22 protein-coding genes are annotated in these 23,001 nt (G+C 59.8%); 7 read left to right on the top strand and 15 right to left on the bottom strand.

What is annotated here, in order from left to right; translation table 11 throughout:
* Positions 1 to 73 precede the first annotated feature (73 nt).
* The 5 genes from BTE54_RS24890 to uppC all read right to left on the bottom strand — a co-directional run bounded on the left by BTE54_RS24890 (position 74) and on the right by uppC (position 5,050).
* The gene (locus tag BTE54_RS24890) at positions 74 to 223 is read right to left on the bottom strand and encodes a hypothetical protein (protein WP_104679367.1); all 150 of its coding nucleotides are present in this window, start codon (positions 221 to 223) and stop codon (positions 74 to 76) included.
* Between the two features lie 79 nt (positions 224 to 302).
* Entirely contained in the window at positions 303 to 1,544 is a 1,242-nt protein-coding gene (gene uppF, locus BTE54_RS22490; RefSeq protein ID WP_059752598.1) for a polysaccharide biosynthesis O-antigen ligase family protein UppF, read from the bottom strand.
* On the bottom strand, positions 1,541 to 3,094 hold the full coding sequence (uppE, locus tag BTE54_RS22485; protein ID WP_078054029.1) for a polysaccharide biosynthesis glycosyltransferase UppE: 1,554 nt from the start codon (positions 3,092 to 3,094) through the stop codon (positions 1,541 to 1,543). Before uppE ends, uppF begins: the two co-directional genes overlap by 4 nt.
* A gap of 221 nt (positions 3,095 to 3,315) precedes the next feature.
* A complete protein-coding gene (gene uppD, locus BTE54_RS22480) occupies positions 3,316 to 4,461 on the bottom strand; it encodes a polysaccharide biosynthesis type 4 glycosyltransferase UppD (protein ID WP_198939209.1) in 1,146 nt (381 codons plus the stop codon).
* Between the two features lie 16 nt (positions 4,462 to 4,477).
* Positions 4,478 to 5,050, bottom strand: coding sequence for a polysaccharide export protein UppC (uppC, locus tag BTE54_RS22475; protein ID WP_003502309.1), 573 nt, complete (start codon positions 5,048 to 5,050; stop codon positions 4,478 to 4,480).
* A 210-nt stretch (positions 5,051 to 5,260) separates the two neighbouring features.
* Between uppC and uppB the strand changes: the two genes are divergently transcribed.
* Positions 5,261 to 7,528: a polysaccharide biosynthesis protein UppB gene (gene uppB, locus BTE54_RS22470; RefSeq protein ID WP_078054027.1), complete on the top strand. Its 2,268-nt coding sequence runs from the start codon at positions 5,261 to 5,263 to the stop codon at positions 7,526 to 7,528.
* A gap of 19 nt (positions 7,529 to 7,547) precedes the next feature.
* On the opposite strand, the gene uppA is transcribed toward uppB, so the two are convergent.
* Entirely contained in the window at positions 7,548 to 8,774 is a 1,227-nt protein-coding gene (gene uppA / locus BTE54_RS22465) for a polysaccharide biosynthesis GNAT family N-acetyltransferase UppA (RefSeq protein ID WP_078054026.1), read from the bottom strand.
* Between the two features lie 97 nt (positions 8,775 to 8,871).
* The gene (locus BTE54_RS22460; protein WP_020811154.1) at positions 8,872 to 9,084 is read right to left on the bottom strand and encodes a DUF2842 domain-containing protein; all 213 of its coding nucleotides are present in this window, start codon (positions 9,082 to 9,084) and stop codon (positions 8,872 to 8,874) included.
* A gap of 143 nt (positions 9,085 to 9,227) precedes the next feature.
* On the opposite strand from BTE54_RS22460, the gene BTE54_RS22455 reads away from it, so the two are divergent.
* Positions 9,228 to 10,331 carry a COX15/CtaA family protein gene (locus BTE54_RS22455; RefSeq protein WP_035218885.1) on the top strand — a complete coding sequence of 368 codons (1,104 nt, stop codon included), beginning with the start codon at positions 9,228 to 9,230 and terminating at the stop codon, positions 10,329 to 10,331.
* Positions 10,332 to 10,337: 6 nt separating this feature from the next.
* On the opposite strand, the gene BTE54_RS22450 is transcribed toward BTE54_RS22455, so the two are convergent.
* The 6 genes from BTE54_RS22450 to BTE54_RS22425 all read right to left on the bottom strand — a co-directional run bounded on the left by BTE54_RS22450 (position 10,338) and on the right by BTE54_RS22425 (position 15,306).
* Positions 10,338 to 11,183, bottom strand: a complete 846-nt coding sequence (locus tag BTE54_RS22450; protein WP_078054024.1) for an aminoglycoside phosphotransferase family protein — start codon at positions 11,181 to 11,183, stop codon at positions 10,338 to 10,340.
* Between the two features lie 10 nt (positions 11,184 to 11,193).
* Positions 11,194 to 12,126, bottom strand: coding sequence for an N-acetyl-gamma-glutamyl-phosphate reductase (argC, locus tag BTE54_RS22445; RefSeq protein WP_035217708.1), 933 nt, complete (start codon positions 12,124 to 12,126; stop codon positions 11,194 to 11,196).
* Between the two features lie 70 nt (positions 12,127 to 12,196).
* Entirely contained in the window at positions 12,197 to 13,150 is a 954-nt protein-coding gene (speB, locus tag BTE54_RS22440; RefSeq protein ID WP_078054023.1) for an agmatinase, read from the bottom strand.
* A 131-nt stretch (positions 13,151 to 13,281) separates the two neighbouring features.
* Entirely contained in the window at positions 13,282 to 13,749 is a 468-nt protein-coding gene (gene rpsI / locus BTE54_RS22435) for a 30S ribosomal protein S9 (protein ID WP_003521540.1), read from the bottom strand.
* 2 nt (positions 13,750 to 13,751) lie between these two features.
* The gene (gene rplM / locus BTE54_RS22430; RefSeq protein ID WP_003502335.1) at positions 13,752 to 14,216 is read right to left on the bottom strand and encodes a 50S ribosomal protein L13; all 465 of its coding nucleotides are present in this window, start codon (positions 14,214 to 14,216) and stop codon (positions 13,752 to 13,754) included.
* Between the two features lie 253 nt (positions 14,217 to 14,469).
* Entirely contained in the window at positions 14,470 to 15,306 is an 837-nt protein-coding gene (locus BTE54_RS22425; protein WP_078054022.1) for an EamA family transporter, read from the bottom strand.
* Between the two features lie 905 nt (positions 15,307 to 16,211).
* Between BTE54_RS22425 and BTE54_RS22420 the strand changes: the two genes are divergently transcribed.
* The 4 genes from BTE54_RS22420 to BTE54_RS22405 all read left to right on the top strand — a co-directional run bounded on the left by BTE54_RS22420 (position 16,212) and on the right by BTE54_RS22405 (position 19,126).
* The gene (locus BTE54_RS22420) at positions 16,212 to 16,646 is read left to right on the top strand and encodes a CoA-binding protein (RefSeq protein ID WP_065653996.1); all 435 of its coding nucleotides are present in this window, start codon (positions 16,212 to 16,214) and stop codon (positions 16,644 to 16,646) included.
* A gap of 74 nt (positions 16,647 to 16,720) precedes the next feature.
* A complete protein-coding gene (locus BTE54_RS22415) occupies positions 16,721 to 18,004 on the top strand; it encodes an O-acetylhomoserine aminocarboxypropyltransferase (protein WP_065653995.1) in 1,284 nt (427 codons plus the stop codon).
* A 153-nt stretch (positions 18,005 to 18,157) separates the two neighbouring features.
* The gene (locus BTE54_RS22410) at positions 18,158 to 18,670 is read left to right on the top strand and encodes a hypothetical protein (protein WP_078054021.1); all 513 of its coding nucleotides are present in this window, start codon (positions 18,158 to 18,160) and stop codon (positions 18,668 to 18,670) included.
* Between the two features lie 114 nt (positions 18,671 to 18,784).
* A complete protein-coding gene (locus BTE54_RS22405) occupies positions 18,785 to 19,126 on the top strand; it encodes a cupin domain-containing protein (protein WP_059752625.1) in 342 nt (113 codons plus the stop codon).
* A gap of 38 nt (positions 19,127 to 19,164) precedes the next feature.
* On the opposite strand, the gene BTE54_RS22400 is transcribed toward BTE54_RS22405, so the two are convergent.
* Both BTE54_RS22400 and BTE54_RS22395 read right to left on the bottom strand, forming a co-directional pair.
* Positions 19,165 to 20,418, bottom strand: a complete 1,254-nt coding sequence (locus BTE54_RS22400) for a cytochrome P450 (RefSeq protein ID WP_198939208.1) — start codon at positions 20,416 to 20,418, stop codon at positions 19,165 to 19,167.
* Between the two features lie 82 nt (positions 20,419 to 20,500).
* Positions 20,501 to 21,748 carry a GGDEF domain-containing protein gene (locus BTE54_RS22395; RefSeq protein WP_065653992.1) on the bottom strand — a complete coding sequence of 416 codons (1,248 nt, stop codon included), beginning with the start codon at positions 21,746 to 21,748 and terminating at the stop codon, positions 20,501 to 20,503.
* A 450-nt stretch (positions 21,749 to 22,198) separates the two neighbouring features.
* Here BTE54_RS22395 and clpP point away from each other — a divergent pair, with 450 nt between their 5' ends.
* Positions 22,199 to 22,831, top strand: a complete 633-nt coding sequence (gene clpP, locus BTE54_RS22390) for an ATP-dependent Clp endopeptidase proteolytic subunit ClpP (RefSeq protein WP_003521529.1) — start codon at positions 22,199 to 22,201, stop codon at positions 22,829 to 22,831.
* Positions 22,832 to 23,001: the final 170 nt, after the last annotated feature.

Raw genomic sequence — 23,001 nt, 5'->3', positions numbered from 1 at the left:
GGGCGAATCCCGGCCGTTTTCGGCTTGGGATGCACCCGGTCTTAATGGCCGGACTTTGCGCGACGCTTACGGATCAGTTCTCCTGAACGGAGACGCCGTTCGGGCCGATATTCATCTCGATCCCCTTCGGCTTGCTTTCCTCGTGCCAGACATAGACGCCGAGGCCTGCGATGACCACGATGAGCGCGCCGATGATGAGATAGAGATTATTGGTCTGCGTCATTAAGATGTCTCCCCGTTTGACAATCAGAATCCGGGGCTAAACGCATGAAATGGCGTAAGGTTCCGTAAGGGTAAGCGGTTTATGCGGCACGCGTGCGGCGGCGCAGGCTTTCGCGTTTTTCAAGCGCCATGCATCCCCACAATATGCCGAGCAGCAGGAAGAAGTGTCGCCAGTGGTCGGTATCGATGACGGCGCCGATCATTACATGCCCGACGAACGTCACCCAGGAAATGATGAGGAACGGCTGCCAGGGCCGTGGCCGCAGCAGGTGCCTGAAACCGGCGGCGATGGTCCAGCAGATCAACACGAGATAGATCACGAAACCGAACCAGCCATGCGTCGTCAGGCTCTTCAGCCAGATATTATGTTCGGCGGCGGGGAAAATATTGTCGAACACCATGGGGCCGATGCCGAGCGGGTGTTCCATGGCGAGCAGGAAGCCGAGATAGTGGCGGGCAAAACGCCCGAGATGGCCGCCGTCATAAGATTGCACCGCCGAAGCGCGGCTGGAGAACAGATCCGCCACCTGCTTGAACTGCAGCGCGATGATGACCGCCGCGACCATCAACCCGGCGGCGACGAGAAACAGCACGAGTATCTTCAGGCGAAACGCGGCCGTGCGCTCCTTCAGCAGCATCACGAAGACGAGGAGGATGGTGGCGAACAGAAACAGGCCCCAGGCCGCGCGCGAGAATGACAGGAACACAGCAAGCGACAGGATGAGCAGCCCGGCGATCCGCCAGGGCGCATGCATCGCCTTGCCGGTGAGAAGGCCGTAAATGAGGTAGAGTGAGGGCGTCACCAGAAAGGGACCGAAAACGTTCGGGTCCTGAAAGGCGCCCTTGGCGCGGTCGTAAAGGGTGAAGACCTCGAAACCCGGAATGGCGTGGAAATATCCGATGATGCCGAGCAGGGCGGTGATTAGCGCCGCCGCAAGCCAGGCCCGGAAAATCAAAAGCAGCCGCTGGTATTTGTCCTCTATGATCGCCGCATAAAAAACCGAGGTCAGCGCCAGAAAGGTCGAGACGGCGAGATAAAGCGGTCCCTCATCCAGATCGGCCATGGTGGTGAGCGAAAGATAACCGCCGACATTGAAGGCCAGCAGCAGGCACAGAAGCAGGATGACGGTGCGCGAAAGGCGAAGGCCGAGCAGGAACCACAGGGCCACCTGTCCCACCATCATCAGCTCATAGGGCGCCGGCTCGGAAATGACGAAACCGGAAAGAAACACGCCGAACGCGATGAAGAACGAACCGACGAGCCGCATGGCGGCCAGCGGCGCGTCGAAATCCGGTGCGTGCTGGTAGCCGGTGTGGGTCAATAGGCGTTTTCCGATTTCAGCAGCCGTATCGGCGTGAGGAACAGGATCTTCAGATCGAGGAACAGCGACCAGTTCTCGATGTAATAGAGATCGTATTCGGTGCGGAACTTGATCTTGTCGCCATGGTCGATCTCGCCGCGCCAGCCGTTGATCTGCGCCCAGCCGGTAACACCGGGCTTGACCTTGTGGCGCGCGAAATAGTGCTCCACCACCTCGGTATATTTCAGGTCGCCCGTCTGGGCATGAACGGCATGCGGACGCGGTCCGACAAGCGAAAGGTCGCCGTAAAGAACGTTGAAAAGCTGCGGCAGCTCGTCCATCGAGGATTTGCGCAGGAAGCGGCCGACGGGCGTGACGCGCGGGTCGTTCTTCGTCACGGCCTTTTTCGCGGTCGGATCGCTGAGTTCCGTATACATGGAACGGAATTTCCAGACGTTGATCGTCTCATTGTTGAAGCCGTGGCGCTTCTGCTTGAAGAGGACCGGGCCTTTGGACGTCGCTTTCACGGCAATTCCCGCGCCCACCATCACCGGCCATAAAAGGGCGATGCCGATGAGGCTGAAGGTGATGTCGAACACCCGCTTCGCCACCGAATCCCAGTCCCGGATCGGCTTGTCGAACACATCGAGCATAGGCACCTTGCCGACATGGGAATAGGCGCGGGGGCGGAAACGCAATTTATTGGCATGCGCCGCAATGCGGATATCGACCGGCAGCACCCACAGCTTGCGCAGAAGCTGGAGAATGCGCGCCTCTGCGCTGAGCGGCAGGGCGATGATCAGCATGTCCAGCTTCGTCAGGCGGGCAAATTCCACCAGCTCCGCAAAGGTGCCGAGCTTGGGATAGCCGGCGACAACCTCGGGAGAACGGGCGCTTTTCCGGTCATCGAAAATACCGCAGATGCGGATATCGTTATCGGACTGCTGTTCCAGCGAGCGGATAAGGTCCTTGGCGGTATCGCCGCCGCCGACGATGACGGCACGGCGTTCCATGACGCCGTTGCGGCCCCAGTGGCGAATGGCGAAGCCGAGGATCAGCCGCCCGGCGAAGATCGCCATCGCACCCGTTGCATACCAGATGCCGAAGGCTGGCCAGGAATGCAGCGCATCGGGAAAGAAGAGGAGAAGGAAACAGGCAATTCCCACGAAGGAAAGGCACACTGCGCCCTGAATGCGGGCGAACATCTTCAGCGGCGTGCGCAGTGTCGGAAGCTGATAGCAGTCACCCGCCTGCAACAGAAACACGCAGAGCGCCGCCCCCAGCACGCCGCCGCCGAAAACCGACAGAAAGGTTTCGAGACCGCGATCGGCTGCGATGCCGTTGACGATGGCGGCGATGACGACGAGCATCGTGAATTCCAGGAGCCGCAATTGCCCGATCACCATGTTGGGTGAATGGTTGCCGGCGCGAAGCTGGTTGGCGATCTGCCGTGCAAGCGGATTGAGAACGACGGTTTCGGAGGCCGAAGCCCCGCCGGCTTCATGGTCGGAGAGTTTCTTGCGCAATGACGCCAGATCGAATTGCAGCCTGTCCTTGTCAGTCTTGGTCATTGCCTTGGTCCGCACCCTCCAGCGCATCGGCCTTAAAATCGCATTGGATTTTCGACCGGAACGATGCGCAACCTCAAAGTGGTAGAGCGCCCTTCGTGCATCCGAATGGACACGCGGCGCTCTACGAGCAGAAAACTAGCCGAAACATGCTAAGAAACGTTTATGATGAGTTTCTACAGGACGGCCGGAATATACAATTAAAAATCGTGTTTTTGAAATGGCTATTGGGTCGATAACAGGTCGCGATAGAGTTTCATCATCTCATCCGCCATGACCGGGGTTGAAAATTTCGCCTTGAAGCTGTCCGGGCGAGGCATGATCCGCTGCGCCCAGCCGGCATCCTCGGCATCCTTGACCATGATCCGTGCCAGCGCATCGGCGTCGCCAGCCGGCACGAGCGCCTCGCTGTCTTTTCCAAGGACTTCGGGAATGCCGCCGACATGCGAGGCAATGACCGTTTTTCCCGCCGCAAGCGCTTCGAGCACGATATAGGGCATGGCTTCGGCGCGCGACGGCACCACCACCGTCGTCGCCAGTTCGAAGGCCTGCCTGGCGGGCATTGCCGCATGCATGGAAATCCGTCGGGAAAGCCCGGCCTTGTCGATCATCGCCGCATATTTGTCCCTGTCCGGTCCGTCGCCGACGATCACACCGGTCATCGGCTGGCCGATGCTGCGTTCCATTTTTGCAAATGCCTTGATGAAGACATCCGGTCCCTTGAGGTCGCGCAACATGCCGATATAGAGAAAACGGGCCGCATCTTCGCGGGCGGGCACGGTTTCGAATTCGCTTTCCTGCACGCCGTTATAGATCATCGCGGTGCGGGTGCGTGGCCTGCCGACCTTGGCCTCGTAAGTCGCCTGCTCGAAATTGCAGACGAAACAGAGCGCATCGGTGAAATGCTCCTGAAACCGCTCCAGCCGCAGGAAAAGCTGCCCCTTGAGGCTGTTTCTGGCGTAATGCAGACTGCCGCCATGCGGTGAATAGAGGCGGGCTACGCGATACCTGTTCGCCCGCAGGAGTGAGCCGATCAGCCGGGCGAGAGCGCCACCCTTGGCGCTGTGCCCGTGCAGAATGTCCGGCCGCAAACTTTTGATGTGCTTGTAAGATTTCCACAGCGCCATGAAGTCGCCGGGGCTGATGGACCGACGGATGGGCAGACGGGTGAGGCCAAGCTCCAGCATCGGGGTGATCTGTGCGAAAAGCCGTTCCTCATGCGCGCCGCCGGTGGAGCTGTCGCAGACGATGCCGACCTTGTGGCCCTGTTTCACATGTTCTTCGATGAGGTCGCGCACATGGCGGAAGACACCGCCCACCGGGGAGCGGAAGCAGTGAATGATGCGCAGGGGAGGGCCGTCATCCGACACGTTCGCCACTCCGTTTTCAGAAGAAGCGTTCACGCACATAGACGGTATCGCCGGCCAGAATGGGGGCGGTGATACCGATCCGGCCGGTCATCACCTCGGCATTGATCTTGCGGGTAATGTCGACATCGGCCTGATTGGCGCGCGGGGTGAAGCCGCCGGCAATGGCGATGGCGTTTTGCACGGTCATGCCCGGCACATAGGAGTATTGGCCGGGACGGCCGACTTCGCCCATGATGAAGACCGGGCGATAACGGTCGATCTCGATCGTCACGTCCGGATCGCGAAGATAACCCTGGCGCAGTTTGGCGGCGATGGCGGCTTCGAGCTGCGGCAGGGTCTTGCCGCGTGCCGGAACCTGGCCGACGAGCGGGAAGGCGACATAACCGGCCTGATCGACCGTATAGGTGTTGGTCAGCCCGGCCTGCTCGAACACGTTGATGCGCAGCCTGTCGCCGCTATCGACATGATAGGGCTGCAGGGCGGCTTCGTTGAACGACCTCGGAGCGGGTTGATATGCCGCGCAGCCGGAAAGGGCCGTCAGAACGGCGAGCGTCAGTGCGGTGACATGTCGTGATCCGGCGAGCGGCATCTCATCTGGCTCCGAGTCGAACTTTGATCATTCTTATCGTTCTGTTAGGGTTAATGTGCGGTAAACGACCGGCGCGAGCGTTGGTAATATCGGCTTTATTTCGTCGGATTCGCCGGGATTAACTGTTGTGTTACCGGCAAGACTTAAACTTCGCGAAAATTGACCATCTATATTTGAGCGCCCGAGGTTTGTCTCGGTTACGGAGCCCGCATGAACGGCGATCGCATTGACGACAGGGATGTGGATATCGATCTTGCGCAGCTTGTCGCGGCCATTTGGCAGCGCAAGGGCCGGATCGCGGCAATCACGCTTCTTGCCGGGGGCGCCGCCTTCGTGATCTCAAGCATGATGTCGCCCGCCTACAAGGGCGAGGCGCGCGTGCTGATCGAATCCCGCGCGGCCTCCTTCGGTGCCTCGCAGCAGTCCAATGCGCCCGCCGAACCCGTGCTCGACGAATTGACCGTTTCCAGCCAGGTGCAGATCCTGCAATCGGTAGACCTCATCAAGCAGGTCGCCAAAGACATGAAGCTTTACGAGCTGGATGAGTTCGATCCGGAGGCCCATCCTTCGCTCATCTCGCAGCTCCTGGTCGCCGTCGGCGTCAAGAAGGACCCGCTTCAGGTGCTGCCCGAAGAGCGGGTGCTGAGCGCCTTCCGGGAAAAGCTGCAGGTCTATCAGGTCGAAAGCTCGCGCGTCATCACGGTCGAATTTTCCTCGCAGGACCCCAAGCTGGCCGCCGCCATCCCCAATGAGATGATGAAGGCTTATATCGCCCTGCAAAGCGGCGCGAAGCTGGATACAAGCACGGAAGCGGCGCGCTGGCTGGAGCCGGAAATCGCCAATCTGCGCGAAAAGGTGCGCGAGGCTGACAGAAAGGTCGCGGATTACCGCGCCTCCTCCGATCTTCTCTCGGCGGGGCAGGGCGAAACGCTCGCCACCCGCCAGCTCAGCGATATCTCCACCGAACTCGGCCGTATCCGCGGAGAGCGCGCCAATGCGGAGGCGCGGGCGGAAGGCGTGCGCAGCGCGCTTGCAAGCGGCCGTCCACTCGATACTTTTCCCGATGTCGTCGGTTCCCCGACGATCCAAAGGCTGAAGGAAAACGAAACGACGATCCGCAGCCAGATTTCCGATCTCTCGTCCTCGCTGCTGGAAGGCCATCCGCGCATCCGCGCGCTGCGCAACCAGCTCGACGGCATACAGCGGCAGATTCAGGAAGAGACCCGCAAGGTGCTGGCGAGTCTCGAAAACGAAGCCAATGTTTCGCGCCTGCGGGAGCGACAGCTGGTCCAGCAGCTGAACATGCTGAAATCGGAAAGCGTGCGTGCGGGCGAACAGCAGGTCGGCCTCAACGATCTGGAGCGGGAAGCCTCGGCGCAAAGGCAGCTTCTGGAAACCTATCTTGCCCGTTACCGCGAAGCGACGTCGCGCGCCGGCTCGGTGGATTCCACGCCGGCCGATGCGCGCGTCATCTCGACGGCCGTGGAGCCGCGCGAACCCTATTTCCCGAAGACCGGCGCCATCACCATCGTCGTGACGCTGGCGGCCTTTCTGCTGTCCTGCATCGTCGTCATGCTGGTGGAGCTTTTCACCGGCCGGGCTCTAAAGCCGATGGGCAGGAATCAGGTTCCGCCGCTCTCCGATCCGCCTTCTCCTTCGCGTGCTCCAGCCGATCCGGATAAGACCACGGACGTACCGGAACAGCCTGTAGCCGCGCGCCATGAAACCATGCAGCCTGCTGCGCGGGCCATGCCGGTCGCGGCATACCAGCCCGTTGCTGAAGAGGAAGAACGGCATGTACCGGCCGTCGCCGCTGCTGCCATGCCGGCCTTGCCGGTGGAAGATGTCACGGCTGCGAAAGAGGAGGCAATGGAGGAGGAAATCGATACCGATGACGATTTCTCCATCGACGCGGTCGCAGGTTTCCTGGCCACCCGCCTTGCCAAACCGGTCGCCGCAATCGTGTCGCCGGCCGGTGATAGCGGCTCGACCACGTCCGTCATGCTGGCGCGTGCTTTGTCCGAAATCGGCCGTTCGGTCGTTCTCGTCGACATGACGGCGTCAGCCTGTCCGACGCGGTTGATGGCGCCGGAAGCCGGGCTTCCCGGTGTCATGGACCTTCTGGCGGGCGCGGCCGCCTTCGGTGAAACCATTCACGGCGACCGCCTGTCCGACGCCCATATCGTGCCGCGCGGCAATGCGCAGCCGCGTGAGGCCATGCGCGCGATAGACCGTCTGACGATGATCCTCGGCGCGCTCTCCGACGCTTATGATACCGTCCTCGTCGAATGCGGCGCGGTGCAGATTTCGAGCCTCGGGAAAATGCTGCGCAACCTGCCGGCGGAAATCATCGTCTCGGTTCCCGGTAAGGATAGCGAATTGCTGGAAAAGACGCTCGGTGAACTGGTTGCTGAGGGCTATGAACAGGCATTGCCGATGACCGGCATGCGCAAGCCGGACCATCTGAGCGCGGCCTGAGACGCGGCAAAAAAACTGCTCAGTCGGTGGCAGTGTCCAACTTCGAGCGTCCGGCGCGAAAACGCTGAATGAGCGCATAAAGCGCGGGATTGGATTTGATCAGGCTTTTTGTCCGGGCGATGGCGACATAGGCCGAGGCCGCAACACGACCCTTCAACGTCACCGGCAGGAATATATCGTGTTGCACGGTGAAAAGCGGGCACCAGCTGCGCTTATAAAGCTGGTCGCCGACGCCGAAATCGAAGATCGCCGCCTTTTCGCGACATGCCCGTTCGATCATCAGCCAGAACAGCAATTCACCGGGGCTGAGTTCCGAAACGGATTCATCGATCGAACCGAACTGGCAGATGATGTGATCCTGCTTGCGCGAAAGGCCTGCTATCGCGGCGATGACGCCATCGCTTTCGCCATGCAGGCGAATGGCATGCAGTTCCAGCAGACTGTCCGTGCCCATCTCGGGAAAATTGGCCAGATCGTAGAAGAAATCCCGCACCGATTGATCCCGAAACACATCCGGAATGCCCTGCGAGGCGAAACGGGCTGCCTTCTGGCGGAAAAATGCCTGCAGCAATTCGCACTTTTCCTGTGGCGACCGTGCGATCACATGGCTGTAACCGCCCATCTCCTCGGCCCTTCGGCTCTGGATGCGGAATTTCTTCCGTCGCCTCTTGGCATTGACCTGCCGAAGCGTGGCTTCGAAGCTTTCGAACAGGGGAAGCTGGAAGGCTGGATTCTGGTTTTCGACGGAAACAAGATGCGAGAGGGGATTGGTCCTGTCGCGCCACGTCAGCGGTATGTTCTGCAAGGCCAGAATATCGGCCCGGCCATGCAGCAGCTTCCGCGCCTCACGGGCAATCGCTGCTGCGATTTCCTGTCCGGCCTGTTCGGCAAAGGAGGGGTCGAAAAGCCCCGTATTGATATTGTTGAAACGGCCGCCGGGAAAACGCGCCTTGCGGATGCCGCCTTCCAGTACGATTTCGAGCGGCAGCAGAAAGATCGTCTTGCCGCCCTGACGGCCGCGAAGCGTCAGGAGCGCGCTGTCCTGCGTCTGCGCCCAGATGGAACACCAGCCGAAACCCTGATGCAGCGAATTGAGCGGGTCGTTTTCCAGCCGCTCCCAGTCGGAGCGGATGGTGGAGGCGTCATCGACCAGATCGATCAACAGACGATCAGAACTCCGCCGCTCGTTTTGCACGGCGGTCGGTGCTTGCTCGTCGCTGATAAAGACCGGCCCCTCAGCCGCCATCCACTCTCTCCGGTTGTTTCGGTCGGACTATATCGCTGAGCGGCAAACAATCGGTTTATAAAATTGCGACCTCAGGGTGTCATGCGATGGCTGGCGCTTAACCCTGCTTTTTGGGTCCGGCCATCCATTTGATGATCAGCATCGCCGGCAGAACCCACAAGATTCCGGTCAGCACGAAATAAGCAAGATGCACCCACCAGGGCGATTGCGCCAGCGCCGCCGATGCAATGGCCGTCGCCACCACGGCGTAAACGACGACGAGGCAGATGATGACGATGGTGCCGATAAGCGATCTGAGGCGAGGGTGCATGAAGTCTTCCGTCATTGAGTATCTTTGCGGGACTATAGCGCCGCGACCGCATGCCGCAAACCCAGAGGCCTTGTTTTGTGGTGCCGGTTGGGGCTAATCAACATGACTGTATGAGGGAGACCTGAAAGATGCGTTCGAGCGGCATGACGATGGCAAATGGTTCTGCGGAAATGGTGGTGGAGGCTGCCCTGCAGAAACAGGAGAAGGACCGCCGCCTGCTGCGCATCTGGCTGCGCGTCGTGCTCTTCACGCTCTTCTGTCTGGTCCTCGTCGGCGGCGCCACGCGGCTTACCGAATCCGGCCTGTCGATTACCGAATGGAAGCCGATCCACGGCGCCATTCCGCCGCTTTCCGTTGCCGAATGGGAAGAGGAGTTCCAGCTTTACAAGCGCATTCCCCAATATCAGGAAATCAACAAGGGCATGTCGCTCGACGAGTTCAAGACGATTTTCTGGTGGGAATGGGCGCATCGCCTGCTTGCCCGCGCCATCGGCCTCATCTTCGCTTTGCCGCTCGCCTTCTTCTGGCTCACCGGCCGCGTCGAAAAGCGCCTGCGCCTGCCGCTGGTCGGCCTTCTGGCGCTGGGCGGCTTTCAGGGTTTCATCGGCTGGTGGATGGTGTCCTCAGGCCTCGTCAACCGGACGGATGTTTCGCAATATCGCCTTGCCACGCATCTGACCATCGCCTGCCTCATCTTTGCGGGCTGCATGTGGATTTTGCGCGGATTGTCGCTTCATTCCCCCGAGGCCGCCGACGAAAAGACGGGCAGGGGCTTTGCCGCGCTGCTGACGGTGCTCTGTCTCTTCCAGATCTATCTCGGCGCATTGGTGGCGGGGCTGAATGCCGGCCTTTCCTATAATACCTGGCCGCTGATGGATGGCTCGCTGGTGCCTGGCGATCTCTTCCTGCAACAGCCCTGGTGGATCAACCTCTTCGAGAACCCCAAGACGGTGCAATTCGTCCACCGCCTTGGCGCCTACACGCTGTTTGCCGCCACGCTGTGGCATATGGTGTCTATGGCCCGCGCCTTGCCCAATACACCGCATGCTCGCCGCGCCGTGTTGTTCTTCGTGCTCGTCTCCATTCAGGCGGCGCTCGGCATCACCACGCTTTTGATGCATGTGGATATTCACGTCGCGCTCGCCCATCAGGGCATGGCGCTGATCGTGCTTGGTTTCGCCGTCGCCCACTGGCGCGGTTTCATCGGCGAATATCCGGCGCCCGTTGCGGTCGAAGTCAGGGACTGAGGCGGCTTAGAATTGCCCGAGCACCGTTTTGATGGTGGCCGCGACGGCGAGTTCGTTGTCGCGTTCCTCCGCATTGCCGTCCTCTTCGTGCCACGCGGCAGAGAGGCAGCCATAGGCAAAGGCATATTGCAGCAATAACCGTTCGTCCCGTTGCAGAGCCTTCGCAAAGATCGCCGCCATGGAGGCGATGCGCGCCTCGCTGCGGGTGAGATCGAAACGGTCAAGCGGATTGGAGAACATATTGGCGACATCGAGCGCCGCATCGCCGATCAGGCCGGCCGGGTCGATGATGATCCAGCCGCGTTCACTGCGCATGATGTTCTCGTGATGCAGATCGCCGTGCAGCGGCTTCACATCCCGCTGCCGGTCGATCAGTGCCTGCGCCAGCGTGGCCGCCTCGATATAGGGGCCGTCCACGCCGTCGGTACGGTCCTGTTCGGCCTTGCGGAACAGGCTCTCGAAATAGAGCGGCAGCGTCAGCAGGCTCGAAGGCGGCTGCTGCTGCGATGGTTGATGATATCTGAGCAGGACATCGGCGGCGATTTCCGTGGTGGCATCGTCGTTGCCGTCGCGAAACAGCACGTCGCGCAGGGTTTCCGTGCCGGCATGTTCCATCAGCAGAATATCGTCGGAGCGGTCGAGCAGCTCCACGCAGCCGATGCCGGCGCGCCATTTAATGAAATCCGCGCCGCGAAGGCTGTCCTTCAATACTTTCTTTTTCAGAACCTTGGCGACGGCAAGGGAGCCGTCGCCGCGCGTAAGCTCGTAGACCACCCCGGCCGGCGTATCGGCAATAGGTTTCGCGGCCTCGATATTCCACGAGGCCGGAAAAGAGGGCGGGGCAATCTTCATGAGAAAAGTCTCATGCGGAGAGCATCAGTTCCATGTTCTGCACGGCAGCGCCGGATGCACCCTTGCCGAGATTGTCGAGCAGCGCGACGAGGTTGATGTGTTCGCCGCCCGGCGTACCGAAGACGAAGAGCTTCATCGTGTCCTTGCCTGCCAGTTCCTCGGCGTCGATGCGCGCGAGCCCCTTGCTTTCGGCAAGCGGCACCACATTGACGATGTCCTGTCCCGCATAGTGGGCGGTCAGCGCTGCATGGATCGTTTCGACGGTTGCGCCTTCCTTCAGGTCGGCGGCAAACAGCGGAACCTGCACGATCATGCCCTGGGGGAAACGCCCGACGGAGGGCGAAAACAGCGGTGCACGGTCGAGCTGGCCATGAATGGTCATTTCCGGCACATGCTTGTGCTTGAGCGTCAGGCCATAAAGGAAATTATTGGCGCTGATCGCGTCATCGCGGCTCTGGTCTTCCATCTGGGCGATCATCTGCTTGCCGCCGCCGGTATAACCGGAAACCGCATTGACGCTGACCGGATAACCGTCTGGCAGCAGGCCTGCGGCGCGCAGCGGGCGCAGAAGCGCGATAGCGCCAGTCGGGTAGCAGCCCGGATTGGCGACGAGACGGGCGGAACGAACCTTCTCGCCCTGTTCCTTGTCCATTTCGGCAAAGCCATAGGCCCAGTCCTGGTGGACGCGATAGGCGGTCGAGGTATCGATGATGCGGACATTGTTATTGCCGGCCACCATCGAGACCGCTTCCCGGGAAGCATCGTCCGGCAGGCAGAGGATCGAAATGTCGGCATTGTTGAGCATATCCTCGCGCATCGCCGCATTGCGGCGCTCGGCCTCGGGTATGGACAGCAGCTCAATATCGCGGCGACCGGCAAGGCGCGTGCGGATCTGCAGACCCGTGGTGCCGTGTTCGCCATCGATGAAGATCTTCGCTGTCATGTCCTTGTCCTGACTTTTCAAAGGGTTGCGAGGGTAATCGGAATCAGTTTTCTAAGTTGTGGCCGTGTTGTCAGCCGGCCTTGGCCAGCCGTTCGGCACGCAGGCCAAGCATATACATTGCAACGGTGGCTCCGGCAATGGCGGTAATGTCAGCATGGTCATATGCGGGCGCGACTTCCACGACGTCCGAGCCGCGAATATCGAGCTGGCCAAGCCCGCGCAGAACGGAGAGAATTTTAGCACTGGTCGGCCCGCCGGCCACCGGCGTGCCCGTTCCTGGCGCGAAGGCGGGATCGAGGCAATCGATATCGAAGGTCAGATAGGTGGGCATGCCGGCCGTGTGCTTGACGATGAGCGAGGCGATGTCGCCCGCCCGCATTTCCTCAACTTCGTAACCGTGGAGAATGCGAATGCCGAAATCGTCAGGCGCATGGGTGCGGATGCCGATCTGGATGGAGCGGTCGGGGTCGATCAGGCCATCGCGCGCGGCGCGGGCCACGAAGGAGCCGTGGTCGATGCGCTTGCCGTCATCGAACCAGGTGTCCTGATGCGCATCGAACTGCACCAGCGCCAGCGGCCCATGCTTGGCCACATGCGCCTTCAAAAGCGGCCAGGTAATGAAGTGATCGCCGCCGAGCGTCAGCAGGTAATCCGTCTTGGAAATGATCCGGCGCGCTTCCTTTTCGATCGTATCAGGCGTTTTCCAGTGGTTGCCATAGTCCAGCAGACAGTCGCCATAGTCGATGGTCGGCATATGGGCGAAGAGATCACGCGCGAAAGGATATTGCGGATCGTTGTCGAAGATCGCCGAGGCGCGGCGGATCGCCTGCGGCCCGAAGCGGGCGCCCGGCCGATTGGAGGTGGCCGCATCGAAGGGAATACCCCAGATGGCCGTCGATACACCCTTGAGGTTCTTGGTATATTTGCGCCGCATGAAGGAAAGGACGCCCGCATGGGTCGGGTCGGTGGCGGCCGATGTCAGCGTCGTTGCGGTGAAGGCATGGTCGATGGTTTTGGACGGCATTGATCACCCCATTGCGATTTGCGCCGAGGTTGCTGTCTTCCTGCTGAAAAAACAAGGGAGGAGACCATGAAAAAAAGGCGGAGCCGAAGCCCCGCCTTTCGAAGTTCTGAACGAACCGTTCTGAGAAGCGATTAGCGCTTCGAGAACTGGAACGAACGGCGGGCCTTGGCCTTACCGTACTTCTTACGCTCGACAACGCGGCTGTCGCGGGTCAGGAAGCCACCCTTCTTCAGAACGGAGCGCAGGCCCGGTTCGAAGTAGGTGAGGGCCTTGGACAGACCGTGACGAACGGCACCGGCCTGACCGGACAGACCACCACCGGCAACGGTGGCGATGATGTCGAACTGACCCGTGCGGGCAGCGGCGACGATCGGCTGCTGAAGGATCATCTGCAGAACCGGACGTGCGAAATACGTGGTGAAATCGCGGCCGTTGATGATGATCTTGCCAGAACCGGCCTTGACCCATACGCGGGCTACGGCGTTCTTGCGCTTGCCGGTCGCGTAGGAGCGGCCGAGGGTGTCAACCTTGCGGACATGCACGGGAGCCGAAGCTTCCGATGCCGGGGCGAGGTCTTTCAGAGAGGAAAGATCGGCCATTATCAGGCGCTCCTTACGTTCTTCTTGTTAAGCGCGGCCACGTCGAGAACGGTGGGCTGCTGTGCTTCGTGCGGATGGTTCGAGCCGGCGTAAACGCGCAGGTTCTTCATCTGGCGACGGCCGAGCGGACCGCGCGGGATCATGCGCTCGATGGCCTTTTCAACGACGCGCTCCGGGAAGCGGCCTTCGATGATCTGGCGAGCCGTACGCTCCTTGATGCCACCCGGGTGACCGGTGTGCCAGTAGTACTTCTTGTCGGAGTACTTGTTGCCGGTGAAGGCAACCTTTTCCGCGTTGATAACGATGACGTTGTCGCCATCATCAACGTGGGGGGTGTAGGTAGCCTTGTGCTTGCCGCGCAGGCGGGTTGCAACGATGGTGGCGAGGCGACCAACAACGAGGCCTTCGGCGTCGATGATGACCCACTTCTTCTCCACCTCAGCAGGCTTCTGAACGAAAGTAGACATGGATTTCACTTTCTAACGTGGACCCGTCATCCTCTTTTAAATAAGAGCATACGGGCGTTTCTTGTTGCTTGGTTTGGTTGCCGTCAAAGGCAACCGCAAATGACCCTATTCCGGCTGGAATCCGATCTGGCGCGCTTATACGGTGCGCGGGCGAAAGCGTCAATATGACGGATTCTGGAGGTTGTAAAAATAAGATAGCAAAAACAATGGCTTGATAATGGGGTATTATTTTACCTCATCGAACAGTCCCGTTTTACCCCAGTCGCATCACCAGAACGCCCGCTGCAATGATGCCTCCGGCAAGATAACGCCAGAGGCTGGCACGTTCTTTCAGGATCACCACGGAGATCACCAGCGCAAAGAGAATGGAGGTTTCCCGGAGCGCCGCAACCACGGCGACGGGCGCCTTGGTCATGGCGTAGAGCGCCAGACCATAGGAGAGAATGGAGCCGCCGCCGCCGATCAGGCCGCGCCACCAGTTGCGCCGGACATGGTCCGCGACCGGGCCTACACCGCGCTGGTAGAAGGCGAAGCCGAAAAGCAGCACGGGCGGCAGAAGCGACATCCACAGCGTATAGGAGATGGCGTTGCCGGAAAGCCTTGCGCCGACACCGTCGACGAAGGTGTAGGATGCGATCACGAAGGCGTTGAGCAGGGCGACCATGATCGCCTTTCCGCCACCGCGTCGCGCCTCGAAAGCGAGCGTCAGGATGCCGCCGGAGATGACGGCGATGCCGGCAAGGGCCAGCGGGCTTAAAATCTCGCTCAGGAACAGGCTGCTCGTCGCCGCGACGATCAGGGGCGCCACGCCGCGCATGACGGGATAGACAAGACCGATGTCGCCGATCGTATAGGCGGCGGCGACAAGCCGGAAATAGGCGAATTGCAGAACGGCCGAAGCGATCAGGAAAGGAATGGCGACCGGAGCTGGAAATGGCAGGAAAGGCAGAAACGGCAACGAACAGGCCGCCGCGCCCGCCGCGATCAGCGAGGCGTCCAGCGATTTGTCGGATCCGGCTTTGACCAGCGCATTCCATCCGGCATGCAGCATCGCGCCCAGGAGCACCAGAAGAAGAATGTCAAACGTCACAATAGAGACTCGCTCGCGGGCTACTTTGGGCAACCTACAGCATCGGCTTGAAAACCGGAATCGATTTTCGGCGAGGGCGGTAAGCCTCTCCTGATCATTCGAGCGAGCGTTTTGCGCCCGTGGAACCGCCCGCAAACGGCCTGTGATCGCAGCGGATACTGCGACGCGCGTAAAATTTATGCTTTGTGCATGTCATGGCGCCGGGGAATGATTTTGCGTCGGGGTGATATGACGTTCTGCTCATGATTTCATCCGTCAGGTGGGCGCATGAGCGTCCGACGCACAGCTTATGGTTTCGCCTCACGACGAATTTTCGCTAAAAATACTACCAAATTTGTCAAATATTGGCGCCCAGTGCGCCATGGTGCTTCGGGCGCAAGGTGTATCAATCGGGCGAAGGCGTGCATGAAAAGAAATTTCATATCTTTCACGAATTGGCAACTGTAACGTTGCAGATTTGTGTATAGATTGATTTACAGAATAACTTTCTGAAAATTAGATGTCTCTAATTTTCCTGTGAACGGAATGAAAACAAACAGGAGACGAAGAGCGCATGAATTGCACGCTAATGTTGTTTGAGCCCCTATTTGCGGCAATTCGCGTCATTTTGAAAACTGGACAAAAATAGTCAGTACAACCGGCATTCCGGCGTTTGGTGAAATCATTTTGCGTGGGCGAAAACGTGCCACTGCGCGGTCGGGTTTCTGCCGTAGCTGCAATTTTTCAGCCGAGCAGGGGTTCAAGAGAGCGAAGAACCTTCCTAGATGGAGGGGTGGACGCAACCGGTAGCGTCAGGAATGCGTCGGTGAATTATGCAGGAGACGCTATGCTCGCGGCGCTTTTAATTGGCGCAGCTGCATTGGTATTCTTCAAACCATGCGACGCGCCAGAAGGGATAAGTTGACATGCAGCATGATAGTTACGAGCCCGACTACCTCAGAAGAATTCTGACCGATGTCAAAACCATCGCCCTGCTCGGTGCTTCGCCCAACCCGGACAGGCCGAGCCACGGCGTGATGCGCTTCCTGCTGTCCAGGGGGTATCGTGTGTTTCCGGTCAATCCCGGCCAGGCAGGCAAGGAGATATTGGGGCAGAAGGTCTATGCCAAACTCGCCGATATTCCCGAGCCGGTGGACATGATCGACGTTTTCCGGGCGCCGGAATATTTGTCGGCAATCGTCGAGGAGGCGATCTTGCTGCCGGAGCGGCCATCGGTAATCTGGGGCCAGCTTTCCGTTCGCGATGACAATGCCGCTGCCAAGGCGGAAGCCTACGGTATGGAAGTCGTGATGGATCGTTGCCCTGCAATTGAGTATCCGCGTCTCAATATTGTGCGATAGTTGGTACGGATCGGACTTATCATTTGGCGGCAAGGCATTATGATCCCTCCGAAATTCCAATTGGAGGAAACATCATGCCGAGCAGCAATCCCGGGTTTTCGACGCTGGCCGTTCATGCGGGCGCGCAACCCGATCCGACCACCGGCGCGCGTGCCACGCCCATTTATCAGACCACGGCCTATGCTTTCCGCGACGCCGATCACGCCGCCGCCCTGTTCGGACTGAAAGAATTCGGCAATATCTACACCCGCATCATGAACCCCACCCAGGCGGTTCTGGAAGAGCGCGTGGCAGCACTTGAGGGCGGCACGGCCGCGCTTGCCGTCGCGTCCGGCCATGCCGCGCAATTGCTGGTCTTCCATACGCTGCTGCAATCCGGCGACAATTTCGTCGCCGCCCGCCAGCTCTATGGCGGCTCGATCAATCAGTTCGGCCATGCCTTCAAGGGCTTCGACTGGCAGGTCCGCTGGGCCGACGCCACCGATCCGGCCAGCTTCGAGGCGCAGATAGACGAGCGCACGCGCGCCGTCTTCATCGAAAGCCTTGCCAATCCGGGCGGTACTTTCGTGGATATCGCCGCAATCGCCGATGTTGCCCATCGGCATGGCCTGCCGCTGATTGTCGACAACACCATGGCGAGCCCCTATCTGCTGCGGCCGCTGGAACACGGTGCGGATATCGTGCTGCATTCGCTGACGAAATTCCTCGGCGGCCATGGCAACTCCATGGGCGGCATCATCGTGGACGGCGGAACCTTCGACTGGTCGGCGACGGACAGATATCCGGCGCTCTCACAGCCCCGGCCGGAATATTCCGGCGTCGTGCTGCACCAGACCTTCGGCAATTTCGCCTTCGCCATCGCCTGCCGTGTGCTTGGCTTGCGTGACCTCGGTCCGGCGATCTCGCCCTTCAACGCCTTCCTCATCCTGACCGGCATCGAGACGCTGCCGCTGCGCGTTCAGCGCCATTCCGACAATGCGCTTGCCGTCGCGAAATGGCTGAAGGCGCATCCCAAGGTTGGCTGGGTGCATTATGCGGGGCTGGAAGACAGCGACAACCACGCTATCCAGCAGCATTATTCGCCAAAGGGCGCAGGCTCCGTCTTCACCTTCGGCGTCAAGGGTGGTTATGCGGCCGGCAAGGCGCTGGTGGAAGGGCTGCAACTCTTCTCCCATCTCGCCAATATCGGCGACACGCGCTCTCTCGTCATTCACCCGGCCTCCACCACCCATGCGCAGCTGACACCGGAACAGCAGACGGCCGCCGGCGCCGGGCCGGATGTGGTTCGCCTGTCGGTCGGTATCGAGGACGTCAAGGACATCATCGCCGATCTCGAGCAATCGCTCGCCAAGGTCTGATGTGGTTGCTCACGCGAGTCTGGTGACCGCGTGACCCCCAGTGATATTTAAGTGTGATTGAGAGGCCGCCGGAAAACCCTGAAAACACGGTGCTTTCGGCGGCAGCGGATTTGAGTGCAGGCCCCCGCCGTCCCATCGCGAAAGATGCGCCATATGGAAAACCGAACCGGAATGCTCCGTATTGTCGCCCTTCTCCTTGCGATCGGGGTCGCGGGTGTGGCTGACATACCGGTCGTAGCTTCGGTTTTGCCGGCAAAGGCCGAGGCGGAATATTTGCCCACGCAGCAGGATTTTGTCGGAAAATGGAAGCCCACCGGTGCAACCAGCCGCCCGCCGCGCGATATGAGGACTGCGCCCACCGCCCGGCAGGAATCGGATGCGACACTGTTCCAGGAAACGGTGACGACATTTTACTCCGCGTTTGATTATCTGGAGATCACCGCGGACGGTCGCTACAATTTTCATCAACCCGGCGATCCCTCAGGTTCATGCGTCTGGTGCGGCACATGGTCCTTTGACAAGAGTTCGCTGTGGCTGAAGCTGGATACCGCGCCCCGGCTCGATATCTACGCGAAGGACCGCGATATACAGATGACGTACACCGCTGAACCCGACAAGAAGTCGAAATACACCTGGCTGGTTTTCGGCTGGACGAAGATGGAGTAGGCGCCTCGTTTCCTCGGCGGTAACGCCCAACCGGAATACCCAAGACTGTTTGACGAAGCGCTCAGAATTGAGCAAAGCTGTATGGCCAACCATATTTGACGGACAGGGGACGTCATGACGAATTTTCTGTCCTTCGATGATATCGCCGAGCTGGAATACGGTGCACCCGCCCCGGAAAGACTGATTTCCGGCGATCCCAAATTCACCACATGGAATATCGAGGAAGCTCCGGGCGGCATCTATGCCGGCATCTGGCAGTCCACGCCCGGCAAATGGCGGGTGGTCTATGACGAATGGGAATATTTCAACATTCTCGAAGGCCATTCCATCCTGACCGAAGACGGCGGTGCGCCGCGCGATCTGAGACCGGGCGACCGCGTTATCCTGCGTCCTGGCTTTACGGGCACGTGGGAGGTCGTCGAGACGACGCGGAAGGATTATGTCATCCGGCTCTGAAACCGGATGATCCTTGCGAGTGCTCTACCGGCTAAATCTCACCAGCTGAGATCGAGCCGCTCCAAACCATGGAAATGATAGACATCCTTGACCCTGGGCGGCTCGGCGATCTTCAGGCCCGGCAGGCGTTTGAAAAGCAGGGGCAGGGCAAGATTGAGCTCCAGCTTTGCCAGCGGCGCGCCGATGCAGAAATGGATGCCGGCGCCGAAGGAGACGTTGGCGCCCTCGTTGCGGTCCGGCCGGAAGGTCAGGGGATCGGAAAATTTTGCCGGATCGAGATTGGCGGCGGCGAGGATGAGGCTGACCTTGTCGCCGCGCTTGAACGCGACGCCGTCGATTTCGACGGGCTCCAGAACCCAGCGCTGGAAAATATGCACCGGCGCGCAGATGCGCAGGGTTTCTTCCACCGTGCGTTCCGTGGCGGCATCGTCGTTAAACAGCGTCTTGGGGGAGATGCCGCTTTCCAGAATGATGCGCACGGAATTGCCGATTTGGTGCACGGTCGCCTCGTGCCCGGCATTCAGCAGCACGATGGTGGTGGAGACGAGTTCGTCGTCGGTCAGATACTGGCCCTTGTGCTCCGTATGGATCATGTGGCTCAGCAGATCGTCCTTCGGCTCCGCCCGCCGCTCGGCGATCACGCTGCGCACATAGTCTGAAAACTCATGCGCGGCCCTGTCGGCCAGCAGCTCATCTTCCGGCGTGCGTTTGAACATATACATGCCGACATAGGCGTGCGACCATTTCAGAAGCTGTGGCCCCATCTCCTCGGGAATGCCGATCATGCGGGCGATCATCGTCACCGGAATGATATCGGCATAGGAAGAGAGCAGTTCCGTCTCGCCCTTGCTTTCGAAGGCGTCGATCAGCCGGTTGGCGAGTTCCTCGATTTCCGGCTTCATCTTGTCGACATGCCGCGACACGAAGGCCCGGTTGATGAGCGTGCGCAGCCGCGTGTGCTCCGGCGGTTCCAGTTCTAGAAGCGAATGCTGCTCGGCGGCGTCGAAATGCTTCACATGTTCCAGCGGCTCCGCCAGGCCGATCTCTTCGCGGTTTGCCACATGCAGGATCTGCCGCCCGAAGCGGCGGTCGCGCAACAGCGCGCTCACGTGGTCGTATCCGGTGAAAAACCATTGCCGCTGTTCTTCCCAGTAGAAGGTGGGACATTCAGCGTGCAGGGCCGCATAGACCGGGTTCGGATCGCTGTAGAAAGCCGGGTCGCGGGCATCAAGGGAAATGCGGCGGGTGGCGGGATCGATTTTTAGAAACGGAAATGTCGCTGTCATGCCCATGGTCTATTCCGCGCGCGGCGCTTTGGGAAGGGAGGGAAATCCCTTCCGGATACCTCTATGCTGTCACTGGGTGGTTACATCGTCATCGGCTGGCGATGGCGGCTATCCGGTTCAGCGCCGCGACCTGACGGTCGGCATTGTTGTCCATCGGATTTTCGTCACGGTCCGAGGCGGGCACGACGACATTTGCCGAATTGACATGGATGACGGTCCGGTTGCGCCCGGCCTTCTTGGCGGCATAGAGCGCGCGGTCGGCTTCCGTCATCATCGTGTTGAGGTCGGCATCCTTGATCATGGCTTCCGATATGCCGACGCTGGTGGTCACCTCGATGGCTTCACCGCGCGAACTGATCTTCGAAAGGCGCAGATTGCTGCGGATGGCTTCCGCAAGCGTCGCCGTGCTGGAAGGGCTTTCGACTTCGGCAACCAGCGCGAATTCCTCGCCTCCCATCCTGACGAAAAGGCCGCGATCGCCGATTGCGCGCTGGGCGATATTGCAGAAATGCACGAGGACCGCATCGCCGGACTGGTGGCCGTATCTGTCGTTGATCTTCTTGAAATGGTCGATATCGAACAGCACCAGCGCCACGTAACGGCTGGAGGCCGGCGACCTTTTCTTGATACGCTCGAACTCCTCCAGCAGGCCGCGCCGGTTGAGAACGCCAGTCAGATGATCGGTCATGGCGAGGCGATGGAGGCGGCTTTCCGTATCCTCCATGATGATCTTGGCGCTGATCATGATGATGGCCGTGAAGCCGAGCATGCCGGAGAGGGCAAGCGCCGATGTCATGGGAATGGCGTTGGGGATGGCGGCATTGACGGGGATGACGATGGATGCGACGAACGCCCCGGCAAAAGCCTGCAGGATCAGGATCGCGGCCAGAACCCGGCGGCTGCGTGAGGCGCGCGCCTTGCTGGCCAGAAGGACGCCGGCGAGCATGAAATAACCCGTGGCCGCACTGGCGTGATAAAGCAGGATGCGGGCCACCATGTTTTCACGCACGGGCGGCAGGAACATTCCGGCGATCCACAGGAGAGCCGGAATGGCGACCCAGCCGCCGATTTTCCGCTGTTCGAAGCACAGCAGGCCCGCAAGCCAGAAACCGAAGGCGGAAAGTGCGAGCGTATTGCCGACCTGGATGGACAGAAAACTGGAAATATCCCCGCGAAACGCCACCATGACAGCGCCGAAGCCCGTGGCGAGGAAACCGGCGGCGAAAAAGAGATTATGCCGGCGGGAAGGGCGGTGCAGCCACAGCGTTCCCAAAAGCACGGCAAGGGTGAACGTTTCCGCCGCCCACAGTAGCGTGCTCGTCTTTGCATCCAGCATTGCAAAATCCTATCTGCGCCATAATGCGATAAAAGCGGGCTCTTTCGCACGAGGTGCGTTATGCCCGCTGGAATTGTTGAGCTGCCATTTCGCCCGGTGGGCCCATTCCCCAAAGGGAACCGGAAATTCGCTGGCCAGTATCGGCAGCAAATACTAACGAGTTCTTGCCGGTGAGAAGTTATATCTGTGCATGGCGGGCGATTTTTGCCGTCGTCGCCTGCCATAGTAAAAAAATGGTGGCAGCGGGGAAAGAGGCCCGGCTGGCGCCGCCCGGTCCGAAAGCCCTGTCAACCTCGGCCCGAAAGGCCTGCAAACGCTGTTGAGCCGTTAAGGATATGCGGCTTCGTGTCTTGAAGTACGGGGCAGGGACACTCTATGTAGGGAGTATGAAGGTTAGAAGTGATTCCGGAGCGGTTTTTCGCGAAGGGCAGAGTTTGACAAAGGACGGACATGAAAAATCCAGTTGATACCGCCATGGCTCTGGTGCCGATGGTCGTTGAGCAGACCAATCGCGGCGAACGCTCCTACGACATATTTTCCCGTCTTCTCAAGGAACGCATCATTTTCCTCACCGGCCCGGTGGAAGACCAGATGGCTTCGCTCGTCTGCGCGCAGCTGCTTTTCCTCGAGGCTGAAAACCCGAAGAAGGAAATCGCGCTCTACATCAATTCGCCGGGTGGCGTTGTGACCGCCGGCATGGCGATCTACGATACGATGCAGTTCATCCGCCCTGCGGTCTCCACGCTCTGCGTCGGCCAGGCTGCCTCCATGGGCTCGCTGCTTCTGGCTGCCGGTGAAAAGGGAATGCGTTTCGCAACCCCGAACGCCCGCATCATGGTGCACCAGCCTTCCGGCGGTTTCCAGGGGCAGGCATCGGACATCGAGCGCCACGCCCGCGACATCATCAAGATGAAGCGCCGCCTCAATGAAGTCTACGTGAAGCACACGGGCCGTACGCTCGAAGAGGTTGAAAAAACCCTCGATCGCGACCACTTCATGGATGCAGACGAGGCGAAGGACTGGGGCGTGATCGACAAGATCCTGACCTCGCGCCAGGAAATCGAAGGCGCCGCCGCGAATTGAGGCGCGCCGCTTTTTGACGTTTGTTTGAACCCGCAAAAGTAATTTCGGGGCTTTCAACCGCAACAGAAAGCGATATTAGTATATATAAAGGCTATGTTGAATTTTTATGACGTGGCCTTTGGTTTGATGGGGAATTCGTTGCAGCCGGTTGTCAGCTCATGTATCTGATA

Source organism: Agrobacterium sp. YIC 4121 (assembly GCF_002008205.1).
GTDB lineage: Bacteria > Pseudomonadota > Alphaproteobacteria > Rhizobiales > Rhizobiaceae > Agrobacterium > Agrobacterium leguminum.
This window is presented reverse-complemented; position numbering and strand designations above follow the sequence as displayed.